Source organism: Streptomyces sp. NPDC034099 (assembly GCF_055575415.1).
Genome location: NZ_JBVISR010000010.1, coordinates 226,328 through 240,537 on the forward strand (window position 1 = coordinate 226,328; position 14,210 = coordinate 240,537).

Genomic DNA, 14,210 nt, shown 5'->3' on the forward strand with positions numbered 1-14,210 from the left:
GCGCTCGCAGCCACCGGAGTTGAGGGCTCATCACGGAGCGAAACCGGGTGTGGACACACCGAAAACCCGACAGGGGAAGGATTCGTGCAGGCTTTCACCAATCAGGACACAAGGGCTCCTCGACAACGTTCGCCAGGCCGGAAGCAGCACACGTCCGCACCCCTGTCGACCCTTGATGGCGTGGCGAACATCACAGTCTGACTTCAGTCGCTCCTGCCGGAATTCGGCCATCCGAAGCGGCGGAAATGGACTGTGAACATCGCTTGCGTCGCGCCGGGCGGCCCTTCCCGGAATTGCCGCGCCGACGCCGTCCCACGCTTGGTGAACGCCTAGCGCATTTGTGTCATCAGACCGCGCAGAAATGCCAGGTCGACCTCTTCCAGGGAGGCGACCACCGTGCGCCGGACGGCCGGGGTGATGGGCGCGACCGAGGGCACCGCCACGACGTGGCAGCCGGCGGCCTCCGCGGCGGCGACCCCGGTCGCGGTGTCCTCGACGACGGCGCACCGGGCCGGGTCCACGCCGAGTCCGGCCGCGGCCGCCAGGTACGGGTCGGGGTGCGGCTTGGTGCGCGGCACCTCGTCGCCCGCGACGGTGAGGGCGAAGTGCTGGGGGCCGAGCGACTTCAGGACGCGGTCGATGATGCGCCGGTGCGAGGCGGAGACCAGGGCCGTGGGGATCTCGTGCGCGGACAGCTCCGCGAGCAGCCGGGCGGCGCCGGGCATGAGCGGCAGGTCACGGCCGATGCGCTGCTCGAAGCCGTCGTTGAGCAGGACGCTGAGTTCGGCGAGCGTGATGTCGGCGCCGGTGGCCTCGATCAGGAAGCCCGCGCTGCGGGTCATGGGGCCGCCGACCACGACGTGGCGCCAGGAGTCGTCGAGGGTGTGGCCGAGGGAGGCGAAGACCTCCGTCTCGACGTCCCACCAGAAGCCCTCGGTGTCCACCAGGGTGCCGTCCATGTCGAGGAGCACGGCCTGGAGGGCGGAGCCTTCGGCCGTACGGGTTCCGAGCGCGGGGACCGTACTGGTCATCCACGTACCTCCTTGAGGGACGATCAGGCCGGCTCCCACGAAGAGAGCCGGCCTGCGGTGGACCGACCAGTGTACGTCGTGCGGGACGCGAACGCCTGGTGTGGCCGACGGGGCGGGGTACGGAGCGCCTAGCGGGCGTTGAAGTACTTCGCCTCGGGGTGGTGGATGACGATGGCGTCGGTGGACTGCTCGGGGTGGAGCTGGAACTCCTCGGACAGGTGGACGCCGATCCGCTCCGGTTCGAGGAGCGCGGCGATCTTCGCGCGGTCCTCCAGGTCGGGGCAGGCGCCGTAGCCGAGGGAGAAGCGGGCGCCCCGGTACTTCAGCGCGAACATGTCCTCCATCTCGGCCGGGTCCTCCCCGGCGAAGCCGAGTTCGGAGCGCACGCGCGCGTGCCAGTACTCGGCGAGGGCCTCGGCGAGCTGTACGGACAGGCCGTGCAGTTCGAGGTAGTCGCGGTAGGCGTTGGCCTCGAACATCCGGGCCGTCTCCTCGCCGATGCGGGAGCCGACGGTGACGACCTGGAAGCCGACCACGTCGGTCTCGCCGGACTCCTCCGGGCGGAAGAAGTCGGCCAGGCAGAGCCGCCGGCCGCGGCGCTGGCGGGGGAAGGTGAAGCGGGTGCGTTCGTTGCCGTCGTCGTCCAGGACGATCAGGTCGTCGTCCTTGGAGACGCAGGGGAAGTAGCCGTAGACGACGGCCGCCTCCAGCAGGTTCTCCGTCTGGAGCCGGTCGAGCAGGCCGCGCAGCCGCGGCCGGCCCTCGGACTCGACCAGTTCCTCGTACGAGGGCCCCTCGCCGGTGCGGGCCTGCTTGAGGCCCCACTGGCCCTTGAAGAGGGCGCCCTCGTCGAGCCAGGAGGCGTACTCCTTGAGCTGGATGCCCTTGACGACGCGGGTGCCGCGGAAGGGGGGCTCGGGGACCGGGTTGTCGGTGGCGACGTCGGAGCGGACGTGCCCCTCCTCGGGGCGCTCGTCGATCTCCACGGTGGCGGCCCGTACCCGGCGCTGCTTCAGCTCGGGCAGCTTGGCGCCGGGCACGCCGCGCTTGATGCCGATCAGCGCGTCCATCAGGCGCAGGCCCTCGAAGGCGTCGCGGGCGTAGCGGACCTCGCCGTCGTAGACCTCGTGGAGGTCCTGTTCGACGTAGGCCCTGGTGAGGGCCGCGCCGCCGAGGATGACCGGGTAGTCGGCGGCCAGCCCGCGCTGGTTGAGCTCCTCCAGGTTCTCCTTCATGATCACGGTGGACTTGACCAGGAGGCCGGACATGCCGATGACGTCGGCCCGGTGCTCGTCGGCGGCCTCCAGGATCGCGGAGACGGGCTGCTTGATGCCGAGGTTGACGACGGTGTAGCCGTTGTTGGACAGGATGATGTCGACGAGGTTCTTGCCGATGTCGTGGACGTCGCCGCGGACGGTGGCCAACACGATGGTGCCCTTGCCGTCGTCGTCGGTCTTCTCCATGTGCGGCTCCAGGTGGGCCACCGCGGTCTTCATGACCTCGGCGGACTGGAGCACGAACGGCAGCTGCATCTGGCCGGAGCCGAACAGTTCGCCGACGACCTTCATGCCGTCGAGCAGGGTCTCGTTGACGATGTCGAGCGCCGGACGCTCCTGGAGGGCCTCGTCGAGGTCCCGTTCCAGGCCGTTCTTCTCGCCGTCGATGATGCGGCGCTTGAGGCGCTCCTCCAGCGGGAGCGCGGCCAGTTCCTCGGCCTTGGAGGCCTTGAGCGACTTGGCGGTGGCGCCCTCGAAGAGCTGCATCAGCTTCTGCAGGGGGTCGTAGCCCTCGCGGCGGCGGTCGTAGATCAGGTCGAGGGCGGTGGTGACCTGTTCCTCGTCGAAGCGGGCGATCGGCAGGATCTTGCTCGCGTGCACGATGGCCGAGTCCAGGCCCGCCTTGACGCACTCGTCGAGGAAGACGGAGTTGAGCAGGATGCGGGCGGCCGGGTTGAGGCCGAAGGAGATGTTCGACAGGCCGAGGGTGGTCTGCACGTCCGGGTGGCGCCGCTTCAGCTCGCGGATGCCCTCGATGGTGGCCAGGCCGTCCTTGCGGGACTCCTCCTGACCGGTGCAGATGGTGAAGGTCAGGCAGTCGACGAGGATGTCGGACTCGTGGATGCCCCAGTTGCCGGTGAGGTCGTCGATCAGCCGTTCGGCGATCTCGACCTTCTTCTCGGCGGTGCGGGCCTGTCCCTCCTCGTCGATGGTGAGCGCGATCAGCGCGGCGCCGTGCTCCCGGGCCAGCTCGGTGACGCGCGCGAAACGGGACTCGGGTCCCGCGCCGTCCTCGTAGTTGACCGAGTTGATCACCGCGCGGCCGCCGAGCTTCTCCAGGCCGGCCCGGATGACCTCGACCTCGGTGGAGTCCAGCACGATCGGCAGCGTGGAGGCGGTGGCGAACCGTCCGGCCAGCTCCTCCATGTCGGCGACGCCGTCCCGGCCGACGTAGTCGACGCACAGGTCGAGCATGTGCGCGCCTTCGCGGATCTGGTCGCGGGCCATCTCGACGCAGTCGTCCCAGCGGCCGTCCAGCATGGCCTCGCGGAACTTCTTCGAGCCGTTGGCGTTGGTGCGCTCGCCGATGGCCAGGTAGGAGGTGTCCTGGCGGAAGGGCACGGTCTGGTAGAGCGAGGCGGCGCCGGGCTCGGGGCGCGGCCGCCGCTCGGTGGGGGCGGTGCCCCGGACCCGCTCGACGACCTGGCGCAGGTGTTCGGGGGTGGTGCCGCAGCAGCCGCCGATCAGGGACAGGCCGTACTCGCGGACGAAGGTCTCCTGCGCGTCGGCCAGCTCGGGCGCGGTCAGCGGGTAGTGGGCGCCGTCCTTGCCGAGGACGGGCAGACCGGCGTTGGGCATGCAGGACAGCGGGATGCGCGAGTGGCGGGCGAGATAGCGCAGGTGCTCGCTCATCTCGGCCGGGCCGGTGGCGCAGTTCAGGCCGATCATGTCGATGCCGAGGGGTTCCAGCGCGGTGAGCGCGGCGCCGATCTCGGAGCCCAGGAGCATGGTGCCGGTGGTTTCGACGGTCACGGACACGATGACCGGGACGTCCAGACCGAGGGCGTCCAGGGCACGCCGGGCGCCGAGCACGGAGGCCTTGGTCTGGAGCAGGTCCTGTGTGGTCTCCACGAGCAGGGCGTCGGCGCCCCCGGCGACCAGGCCCTCGGCGTTGCGCTGGTAGGCGTCGCGCAGGACGGTGTACGGGGCGTGGCCGAGGGTGGGGAGCTTGGTGCCGGGGCCCATGGAGCCCAGCACCCAGCGCTGCCGGCCGTCCCGGGCGGCGAAGTCGTCGGCGACCTCGCGGGCGACGCGTGCGCCGGCCTCGGACAGCTCGTGGACGCGTTCGGGGATGTCGTACTCGCCGAGGGCGGAGTGGTTGGCGCCGAAGGTGTTGGTCTCGACGCAGTCGACGCCGGCCGCGAAGTACTCCTCGTGCACCGAGCGGACGATGTCGGGCCGGGTGAGGTTCAGGACCTCGTTGCACCCCTCCAGCTGCTGGAAGTCGTCCAGCGTGGGGTTCTGTGCCTGGAGCATGGTGCCCATGGCGCCGTCGGCGACCACCACGCGGGTGGCGAGGGCCTCTCGGAGGGCGGACACGCGGGTGCGGGTGTCGGCGGGCGGGGTGGATGGCGACGAGGCCATGAAGGGGCTCCCTAGGGTGCGACGGCTGTCGGCTTTGCGTCTGCCCGGTGCCGTCCGCGGTGGACGCCTCCGGGAGAACGCACGCCGCCAGGGTAGCCGGGACCGGGGGCCGATGGTCGGGGCGTCCACGAGACGGACGAGGATGGCGGCACGAAGAGCCGCCGAACGGATGAGCGTGCCCGCCCGGAACGCCACCGCGACGGCGGCGGCCCGCGCGGCGCACCCGTCGTACGCGTGTCCGGTGCACGGGTCCGGTCGCGGGCCCGGTGCGGACGTCCGTGGTCACCGTGAGGTGGCCGAAGTGCAACAGTTGCCCGCCGACCATTAGCGGGAGGTCGGCATCGACCGGTAGTGTTCGGCATTGCCGAACGACGTCAGCGACGCCGAGGTCGGCAGTCGAAGGGGACGGAGGCAGTACGTCGATGGCACGGAACATCCAGTCGCTCGAGCGGGCGGCCGCGATGCTGCGCCTGCTCGCGGGCGGCGAGCGGCGGCTCGGTCTGTCGGACATCGCCTCGTCGCTGGGTCTGGCCAAAGGCACCGCGCACGGCATCCTGCGCACCCTCCAGCAGGAGGGCTTCGTCGAGCAGGACGACGCCTCGGGCCGCTACCAGCTGGGCGCCGAGCTGCTGCGCCTGGGCACGACCTACCTGGACGTGCACGAGCTGCGGGCCCGCGCCCTGGTGTGGACGGACGACCTGGCCCGCTCCAGCGGCGAGAGCGTCCACCTCGGGGTCCTGCACCAGCGGGGCGTCCTGATCGTGCACCACGTCTTCCGGCCCGACGACAGCCGGCAGGTCCTGGAGATCGGGGCCATGCAGCCGCTGCACTCCACGGCGCTGGGCAAGGTGCTGTCGGCGTACGACCCGGTCGCGCACAGCGAGGCGCTGGAGGCCGACCGCAAGGCGTTCACGGACCGCACCGTCTGCGAGCCGGACGGCTTCGAGCACGTCCTGGACATCACCCGCGCGCGCGGGTACGCCGCCGACGTCGAGGAGACCTGGGAGGGCATCGCCTCCGTCGCCGCCCCCATCCACGACCGCAGGCGCATGCCGGTCGGCGCGGTCGGCATCACGGGGGCCGTGGAACGGCTGTGCCGGGAGGGCGAGCTGCGGCCCGAGCTGGTCGCGGCGGTCCGGGACTGCGCCCGCGCGGTGTCGCGCGATCTGGGCGCCGGGCGGTTCTAGGGGCGCGCGCGAGCAGGCGCGGACACGCGCGCGGGGGCCGGGGCACCGACGGTGTTCCGGCCCTCGGCGTTCCCACGGACGACATCCCCGCGGGACCGGCCGGCCGGAGATCGATAAGCCGCGACGATCAATAACGATCGTGCTTTCGATAACACAGCTCTTGACGCACGCGTGACGCCGAACGAGACTCGCGTCCATCGGTCGGCATTGTCGAACACCTACCGGCAAAACGCGTTAGAGTGTGACAGTGCCAAGGGCCGCCATCGCTCTCATACCGAGGGCGCCGGAACACCCGGAGGGACCCGGGGGTTCGGCTTCCCCTGGACGAAGGACAAAGGAGTCGCGGGTGTCCAGCTCCGACATCTTCATCGGCGAGACCATCGGTACCGCCATACTCATCCTGCTCGGCGGCGGCGTGTGTGCCGCCGTGACGCTCAAGGCCTCCAAGGCACGCAACGCCGGCTGGGTCGCCATCACCCTCGGGTGGGGCTTCGCCGTCATGACGGCGGCGTACATATCGGGGCCGCTCTCCGGAGCCCACCTGAACCCGGCCGTGACGATCGGTATCGCGATCAAGGACGGCGACTGGAGCAACACGCCGACCTACTTCGCCGGCCAGATCCTCGGCGCCATGATCGGCGCGGTCCTGGTCTGGATCACCTACTACGGCCAGTTCCAGGCCCACCTCACCGACCGGGAGATCGTCGGCGGTCCCGGCGCGCAGGACACGACGGCCAAGTCCGTCGAGGCGCAGGAGAAGGGCGCCGGCCCCGTCCTGGGCGTCTTCTCCACGGGTCCGGAGATCCGGCACACGGTCCAGAACCTCGCCACCGAGATCATCGGCACCTTCGTCCTGCTCCTCGCCATCCTCACCCAGGGCCTCAACGACGAGGGCAACGGCCTCGGCATCCTGGGCGCCCTGATCACCGGGTTCGTGGTGGTCTCCATCGGCCTGTCGCTCGGCGGCCCGACGGGATACGCGATCAACCCGGTCCGCGACCTCGGCCCGCGCATCGTGCACGCCCTGCTGCCGCTGCCCAACAAGGGCGGCTCCGACTGGTCCTACGCCTGGATCCCGGTCGTCGGTCCGCTGATCGGCGGTGCGATCGCCGGAGGTGTCTACAACGTCGCGTTCGCCTGAGCGGGCCCCCGCTCGGCGATCATCGAGCCGCAGACCACGCGCCGTACGCACCGGCCACCCACCACGGAACCCCAGGAGCACACAGTGACCGACGCCCACACCGCAGGGCCCTTCATCGCCGCCATCGACCAGGGCACGACCTCCTCGCGCTGCATCGTCTTCGACCGCGACGGGCGCATCGTCTCCGTCGACCAGAAGGAGCACGAGCAGATCTTCCCCAAGCCGGGCTGGGTCGAGCACGACGCCACCGAGATCTGGACCAACGTCCAGGAGGTCGTCGCCTCAGCCGTCGAGAAGGCCGGCATCACCCGCGACGACATCAAGGCCATCGGCATCACCAACCAGCGCGAGACCACCCTCGTCTGGGACAAGAACACCGGTGAGCCCGTCCACAACGCCATCGTCTGGCAGGACACCCGCACCGACGCCCTGTGCAGGGAACTCGGCCGCAACGTCGGCCAGGACCGCTTCCGCCGCGAGACCGGCCTTCCCCTGGCCTCCTACTTCGCCGGTCCCAAGGCCCGCTGGCTGCTCGACAACGTCGACGGTCTGCGTGAGCGCGCCGAGGCGGGCGACCTGCTCTTCGGCACCATGGACACCTGGGTCATCTGGAACCTCACCGGCGGTGTGAACGGCGGCAAGCACGTCACCGACGTCACCAACGCCTCGCGCACCATGCTGATGAACCTGCACACCATGGCGTGGGACGAGAAGATCGCCGAGTCCATCGGCGTGCCGATGCGGATGCTCCCGGAGATCCGCTCCTCCGCCGAGGTGTACGGCGAGATCAAGGGCGGCCGCCTCGGCGAACTGCTCGGCGGCATCCCGGTCGCCTCCGCGCTCGGCGACCAGCAGGCGGCCCTGTTCGGCCAGACCTGCTTCTCCGAGGGCGAGACCAAGTCGACGTACGGCACCGGCACCTTCATGGTGATGAACACCGGTGACAAGCTCATCAACTCCTACTCGGGCCTGCTGACGACCGTCGGCTACAAGATCGGCGACCAGGACACGGTCTACGCCCTGGAGGGCTCGATCGCCGTCACCGGTTCGCTGGTGCAGTGGATGCGCGACCAGATGGGCCTGATCTCCACCGCCGCCGAGATCGAGACCCTCGCGATGCAGGTCGAGGACAACGGCGGCGCCTACTTCGTGCCGGCCTTCTCCGGTCTGTTCGCCCCGTACTGGCGCTCCGACGCCCGCGGTGTGATCGCCGGCCTGACCCGTTACGTCACCAAGGCGCACCTCGCGCGCGCCGTCCTGGAGGCCACCGCCTGGCAGACCCGTGAGATCGCGGACGCCATGACGAAGGACTCCGGTGTGGAGCTGACCGCCCTCAAGGTCGACGGCGGCATGACCTCCAACAACCTGCTGATGCAGACCCTCGCCGACTTCGTGGACGCCCCCGTGGTGCGCCCGATGGTCGCCGAGACCACCTGCCTCGGCGCCGCCTACGCCGCCGGTCTCGCCGTCGGCTTCTGGAACAGCACCGACGACCTGCGCGCCAACTGGCGGCGGGCCGCCGAGTGGACCCCCCGCATGGACGCGGACACCCGCGACCGTGAGTACAAGAGCTGGCTCAAGGCCGTCGAGCGGACCATGGGCTGGCTCGAGGACGAGGAGTAAGAACCGTCATGACCACTCAGTCCACCCTGCAGTCCGTGCCTGCCCTGGGGACGCACCCGGCCTCCGGCTCGAACCCGAGCCGGGCCGAGACCCGGGAGCAGCTCTCCAAGGCGTCGTACGACCTTCTCGTGATCGGCGGCGGCATCCTGGGCATCTCCACCGCCTGGCACGCCGCGCAGTCCGGTCTCAGGGTGGCCGTGGTCGACGCCGGCGACTTCGCCGGCGCCACCTCCTCCGCCTCCTCCAAGCTGCTCCACGGCGGACTGCGCTACCTGCAGACCGGCGCGGTGAAGCTGGTGGCGGAGAACCACTTCGAACGCCGTGCGGTCTCCCGCCAGGTGGCCCCCCACCTGGCGAACCCGCTCACCTTCTACCTCCCCGTGTACAAGGGCGGGCCGCACGGCGCGGCGAAGCTCGGGGCCGGCGTCTTCGCGTACTCGGCGCTGTCCGCCTTCGGCGACGGCGTCGGCCACCTGCTCTCCCCGGCCAAGGCCGCGCAGGACGTGCCGGAGCTGCGCACCGACAACCTCAAGGCCGTGGCCGTGTACGGCGACGACCAGATGAACGACGCGCGCATGGCCCTGATGACCGTCCGCGCGGCGGTCGAGTCCGGTGCCGTGGTCCTCAACCACGCCGAGGTCACCGGACTGCGCTTCACGGGCGGCCGGGTGACCGGCGCCGAGCTGAAGGACCGGCTGTCGGGCGACGAGTTCGGGGTGAACGCCCGTCTGGTGCTCAACGCCACCGGTCCCTGGGTCGACCACCTGCGCCGCATGGAGGACCCCGCCGCGGCGCCGTCGATCCGTCTCTCCAAGGGCGCGCACCTGGTGCTCAAGCGGACCGCGCCGTGGAAGGCGGCGCTGGCCACCCCGATCGACAAGTACCGGATCACCTTCGCCCTCCCCTGGGAGGACATGCTGCTGCTCGGCACCACCGACGAGGAGTTCGAGGGCGACCCCGCGGACGTCGCGGTCAACGACAAGGACATAGCCCAGATCCTCGACGAGGCCGCGTTCTCCATCCGCGACCAGCAGCTCGACCGGGACCTCATCACGTACTCCTTCGCGGGGCTCCGCGTGCTGCCGGGCGGTCCCGGCGACACCGCGAAGGCCAAGCGCGAGACGGTCGTCACCGAGGGCCGGGGCGGCATGCTGTCCGTCGCGGGCGGCAAGTGGACCACCTTCCGCCACATCGGCCGTACGGTGATGAAGAAGCTGGAGGCGCTGCCGGGCCACCCGCTGGGCGACGACTTCGAGCCGATCGCCTCGCTGCCGAAGAAGCTGCCGCTGCCCGGCGTCGCCAACCCGCGCGCGGTCGCCCACCGGCTGCTGGTGGACGGCTCGGCGCCCGGCCCGCGCATGGCGGCGGACACCGCCAGGCACCTGGCCACGCACTACGGCTCGCTCGCCTTCGACATCGCCCGGCTCGCCAACGAGAGCCCGGAGCTGGCGCGGCGGGTCCACCCGGACGCCCCCGAGATCTGGGCGCAGGTCGTGTGGGCCCGGGACAACGAGTGGGCCGAGACGGCGGACGACGTGCTGCGCCGCCGTACGACGCTGACGATCCGCGGCCTGGCCACGGACGACGTCCGCGCGCAGGTCCAGGACGTGCTCGACAAGAAGTAGGGCCCGCGCTTCGGCGCCGGGCCGCGGGTGTCCGGACCCCGGGGACGGGGCAGTGATCCGTTCACTGCCCCGTGCACAGGGGCTGCGGGCCGCCCCTCGGCACGCCGTAAGGTTGGGGGGTACGCGAGGGCACGTCGGAAGGAGGCGCTGGGTGATCGAGCTCGAGGGGGTTCCCGAGCTGGTCGACCCGGTCATGGTGGCCGCGTTCGAGGGCTGGAACGATGCCGGTGACGCAGCCTCCACCGCGGTCGCGCATCTCGACAGGGAGTGGAAGGGCGAGGTGTTCGCGGCGCTGGACGCCGAGGACTACTACGACTTCCAGGTCAACCGTCCCACGGTGTTCATGGAGGACGGCGTACGCAAGATCACCTGGCCGACGACCAGGCTGTCGGTGGTCCGCGTCGGCGGCGACAAGCCGCGCGACCTCGTCCTCGTCCGTGGCATCGAGCCGTCCATGCGCTGGCGTTCGTTCTGCAACGAGCTGCTCGGTTTCGCCCATGAGCTGGGCGTCGAGCTGGTGGTCGTCCTGGGCGCCCTGCTGGGCGACACGCCGCACACCCGTCCGGTGCCGATCAGCGGGACCACGTCGGACGCCGACCTGGCCCGGCGCATGGACCTGGAGGAGACCAAGTACGAGGGGCCCACGGGCATCGTCGGCATCCTCCAGGAGGCGTGCACGCACGCGGGCGTGCCGGCCGTGTCGCTGTGGGCGGCGGTGCCGCACTACGTGTCGCAGCCGCCGAACCCGAAGGCCACGCTGGCCCTGCTGAACCGGCTGGAGGACCTGATCGGCGTGCGGGTGCCGCTGGGTGAGCTGCCCGAGGACGCGCGTGCCTGGCAGGTGGGCGTGGACCAGCTGGCCGCGGAGGACAGCGAGGTCGCCGAGTACGTGCAGTCGCTGGAGGAGGCCCGGGACACGGCGGAGCTGCCGGAGGCGTCGGGCGAGGCGATCGCGCGGGAGTTCGAGCGGTATCTGCGACGCAGGGACGGGTCCGGGCCGGGGCCCGGGGGGCACGCCACGGCGGACGGGGGCGACGGGCCGACCGGTACGCCGTTCCTGCGGGACAACCCGAGTGGGCGGACTCGGCCGCCGCGGCCGCCGAAGGCGGGCGGGGACGACGAGGAGTCGTCGGAGGACTGATCGAAAGGACCAGGGGCCGCTTCCCGGGAAGCGGCCCCTGGTCCTTTCGTCTCTGTGCCTGCCTACAGGGCCACGCCCAGCAACGCGTCCACCGCGCGGGAGACGACTCCCGGGGCGCCGGTGTCCGTGCCGCCCGACTCCTGCTGGAGGGCGGCCCAGCGGTCGATCGCGTCGAGGGCGGCCGGGGAGTCCAGGTCGTTGGCCAGGGCCTCGCGGATCTCGTCGACCAGGGTTTCGGCGGGCGGGCCGTCGGGGCGGGAGACGGCGGCGCGCCAGCGGTCGAGGCGGGCGAGGGCGTCCTGAAGCACCTGGTCGGTCCACTCCCAGTCGGAGCGGTAGTGGTGGGCGAGCAGCGTGAGCCGGATGGCGGCCGGGTCGACGCCCTCGCGGCGCAGCTGCGACACGAAGACCAGGTTGCCCTTGGACTTGGACATCTTCTCGCCGTCGAGACCGACCATGCCGGCGTGCACGTACGCCTTGGCCATGGGGAACTCGCCGGTGAGGGCCTGGGCGTGCGAGGCGCCCATCTCGTGGTGCGGGAAGGCGAGGTCGGAGCCGCCGCCCTGGACGTCGAAGCCCATGCCGAGGTGGTCGAGGGCGATGGCGACGCACTCGATGTGCCAGCCGGGGCGTCCGCGGCCGAGCGTGCCGCCGTCCCAGCTGGGCTCGCCCTCGCGGGCGGCCATCCACAGCATCGGGTCGAGCGGGTTCTTCTTGCCGGGCCGGTCGGGGTCGCCGCCGCGTTCGGCGGAGAGCAGCCGCATCGCGGCCGCGTCGAGGTGGGAGACGCTGCCGAAGTGCGGGTCGGCCTCGACGGAGAAGTAGACGTCGCCCTCGAGTTCGTAGGCCGCGCCGGCGTCGCGCAGCCGCTCGACGAGCGGGACGATGCCGGGTATGGCCTCGACGGCGCCTATGTAGTGCCGCGGCGGGAGCATCCGCAGCGCCGTCATGTCCTCGCGGAAGAGGGCGGTCTCCTGCTCGGCGAGGGCGGTCCAGTCGACCCCGTCGCGCACGGCCCGCTCCAGGAGCGGGTCGTCCACGTCGGTGACGTTCTGGACGTAGTGGACCTGCCGCTTGGTGTCGAGCCACACGCGCTGCACGAGGTCGAACGCGTTGTAGGTCGCCGCGTGCCCCATGTGGGTGGCGTCGTACGGCGTGATGCCGCAGACGTAGATACGGGCGACGGGACCGGGGTCGAGGGTGACGAGGCCGCCGGTCGCGGTGTCGTGGATCCTCAGGTCGCGGCCCTGACCAGGCAGGGCGGGGACCTCGGAAGCGGGCCAGGCATGCATGTCATGAGCCTAACCGGACGGATGTTCCGTACACGAACCGGACCGGGCGGATGGCCGGTAAGGCGCTCTTGCGCGGCACCGGCCGATGTGCGGGCGGGGCGCCTACACCGGCGGCCAGGGGATGGCCGGCCACTCGCCGCTCGGTTCGGGGTGCTTCCCGGAGGCCAGCAGGGCGTCGACCCGCGCGCGCGTGGCGTCGAGTTCGGCGGGGGTGATGAGCGCCGCGAGCCGGATGGCCAGGGTGCCGCCGTCCTTCAGTGCCTTGCTGAGGGCGTCGAGGACCGCCAGGGCCTCCCCGGTGAGCGGGTCGCCCGCCCAGCCCCACAGGAGGGTGCGGAGCTTGTTCTCGGCGTTGAAGGTGACCCCGTGGTCGATGCCGTACAGCCGCTCCCCCGCCGCGGGCAGCAGGTGGCCGCCCTTGCGGTCGGCGTTGTTGATCACGGCGTCGAGTACGGCGAGCCGCCGCAGCCGTTCGTCGTCGGCGTGGACGAGCAGCGCGGTGCGGCCCTCGCCGACCTCGGCGAGGGCGATCCCCTTCCAGCCGGGGCCGGGTTCCTCCTCGTCCACCAGGGCGAGCAGTTCCGTCTCCGGCACGGTCTCGATCCACAGCTGGACCATGCCCTCGCCGTACGGGCCGTCGCGCAGCACGGTGGGCGGGACCAGGCCCCAGCCGGTGGCCTCGGAGACCTCGTAGGCGGCGACCTCGCGCTGGGCGAGGGTGCCGTCGGGGAAGTCCCACAGCGGGCGCTCACCGGCGACCGGCTTGTAGACGCAGGCCGCCTCGCGTCCCTCGTGCGTCACCGTGCAGTACAGGGCCGCGTTGGAGGCGTCACGGATGCGTCCGAGCACGGTCAGTTCGCCCAGGGCGAGCAGGTCGGCCGCCGCCGCGTCGGTGGTCACGCTCCGCGGCGGTATCCGTTCTGGCGCGGACATACGTGTCCTTCCGGGTCGAGCGGGAGGCTGCACAGCGGGCACGGCGGCCGCCCGGCGTTGACGACGTCGAGGGCGCGCTTGGCGAAGGCCCTGGCCTGCGCGCCGGTGAGGCGGACCCGGAGCATCGGCGGGCCGTTCTCCTCGTCCTGGAGGAGTCGTTCCTCGGCCTCGGCCAGGTCCTCCTCGGACTCGGCGTCCAGCTCCACGAGGGCCTGCGCCTCGACGATCATGCGCTGGTCCTCGCCGTCCCAGGCGAGCGCCATGGTGCCGACCCGGAACTCCTCCTCGACGGGGGTGTCCAGCGGCGCCGTGTCGGCGGGCCCGGTGGGTGCGGTGGCGGGGACGACGGTGCTGCCGCCGCTGCGCCGTACGACTTCGTCCAGGAGCTCGTCCATGCGCTCGGCGAGGGCGGCGACCTGGGTCTTCTCCAGGGCCACGCTGGTCACCCGGGAGCCTGCGGTGGCCTGGAGGAAGAACGTACGGCGCCCGGGCAGCCCGACCGTACCGGCCACGAAACGTTCCGGTTGGTCGTAGAGGAACACCTGACGGGACACGTCCTGTCTCCATGGGAGTCGGGGAAAGCGGAAGATCGGGAT

General features: G+C 71.3%; 10 protein-coding genes. 5 read left to right on the top strand and 5 right to left on the bottom strand.

Going from position 1 to position 14,210, the window contains the following annotated elements; all coding sequences use genetic code 11:
• Nucleotides 1-329 precede the first annotated feature (329 nt).
• Together ACZ56V_RS27495 and metH are read right to left on the bottom strand one after the other, a co-directional pair.
• Nucleotides 330-1,031, bottom strand: coding sequence for an HAD family hydrolase (locus ACZ56V_RS27495; RefSeq protein ID WP_398917356.1), 702 nt, complete (start codon nucleotides 1,029-1,031; stop codon nucleotides 330-332).
• 128 nt (nucleotides 1,032-1,159) lie between these two features.
• Complete coding sequence (metH, locus tag ACZ56V_RS27500; RefSeq protein ID WP_468945904.1) at nucleotides 1,160-4,672, bottom strand: methionine synthase; 3,513 nt, start codon at nucleotides 4,670-4,672, stop codon at nucleotides 1,160-1,162.
• A 422-nt stretch (nucleotides 4,673-5,094) separates the two neighbouring features.
• Between metH and ACZ56V_RS27505 the strand changes: the two genes are divergently transcribed.
• The 5 genes from ACZ56V_RS27505 to parJ all read left to right on the top strand — a co-directional run bounded on the left by ACZ56V_RS27505 (nucleotide 5,095) and on the right by parJ (nucleotide 11,389).
• Complete coding sequence (locus ACZ56V_RS27505) at nucleotides 5,095-5,859, top strand: IclR family transcriptional regulator (protein ID WP_356368881.1); 765 nt, start codon at nucleotides 5,095-5,097, stop codon at nucleotides 5,857-5,859.
• A gap of 346 nt (nucleotides 5,860-6,205) precedes the next feature.
• The gene (locus tag ACZ56V_RS27510) at nucleotides 6,206-7,000 is read left to right on the top strand and encodes an MIP/aquaporin family protein (RefSeq protein WP_104633861.1); all 795 of its coding nucleotides are present in this window, start codon (nucleotides 6,206-6,208) and stop codon (nucleotides 6,998-7,000) included.
• Nucleotides 7,001-7,084: 84 nt separating this feature from the next.
• Complete coding sequence (gene glpK / locus ACZ56V_RS27515; protein ID WP_467382021.1) at nucleotides 7,085-8,623, top strand: glycerol kinase GlpK; 1,539 nt, start codon at nucleotides 7,085-7,087, stop codon at nucleotides 8,621-8,623.
• Between the two features lie 8 nt (nucleotides 8,624-8,631).
• Nucleotides 8,632-10,248 (top strand): glycerol-3-phosphate dehydrogenase/oxidase, encoded by a 1,617-nt coding sequence (locus tag ACZ56V_RS27520; protein ID WP_398916701.1) that lies wholly within the window; start codon nucleotides 8,632-8,634, stop codon nucleotides 10,246-10,248.
• Between the two features lie 151 nt (nucleotides 10,249-10,399).
• Nucleotides 10,400-11,389 carry a filament polymerization regulator ParJ gene (gene parJ / locus ACZ56V_RS27525; RefSeq protein ID WP_356368871.1) on the top strand — a complete coding sequence of 330 codons (990 nt, stop codon included), beginning with the start codon at nucleotides 10,400-10,402 and terminating at the stop codon, nucleotides 11,387-11,389.
• A gap of 62 nt (nucleotides 11,390-11,451) precedes the next feature.
• Here the strand turns inward: parJ and mshC are convergent, their stop codons facing one another.
• The 3 genes from mshC to ACZ56V_RS27540 all read right to left on the bottom strand — a co-directional run bounded on the left by mshC (nucleotide 11,452) and on the right by ACZ56V_RS27540 (nucleotide 14,168).
• On the bottom strand, nucleotides 11,452-12,681 hold the full coding sequence (gene mshC, locus ACZ56V_RS27530) for a cysteine--1-D-myo-inosityl 2-amino-2-deoxy-alpha-D-glucopyranoside ligase (protein WP_356372777.1): 1,230 nt from the start codon (nucleotides 12,679-12,681) through the stop codon (nucleotides 11,452-11,454).
• Nucleotides 12,682-12,783: 102 nt separating this feature from the next.
• The gene (locus ACZ56V_RS27535; RefSeq protein WP_468945911.1) at nucleotides 12,784-13,614 is read right to left on the bottom strand and encodes an SCO1664 family protein; all 831 of its coding nucleotides are present in this window, start codon (nucleotides 13,612-13,614) and stop codon (nucleotides 12,784-12,786) included.
• Nucleotides 13,578-14,168 (bottom strand): DUF3090 domain-containing protein, encoded by a 591-nt coding sequence (locus ACZ56V_RS27540; RefSeq protein ID WP_007447870.1) that lies wholly within the window; start codon nucleotides 14,166-14,168, stop codon nucleotides 13,578-13,580. Before ACZ56V_RS27540 ends, ACZ56V_RS27535 begins: the two co-directional genes overlap by 37 nt.
• Nucleotides 14,169-14,210 lie beyond the last annotated feature (42 nt).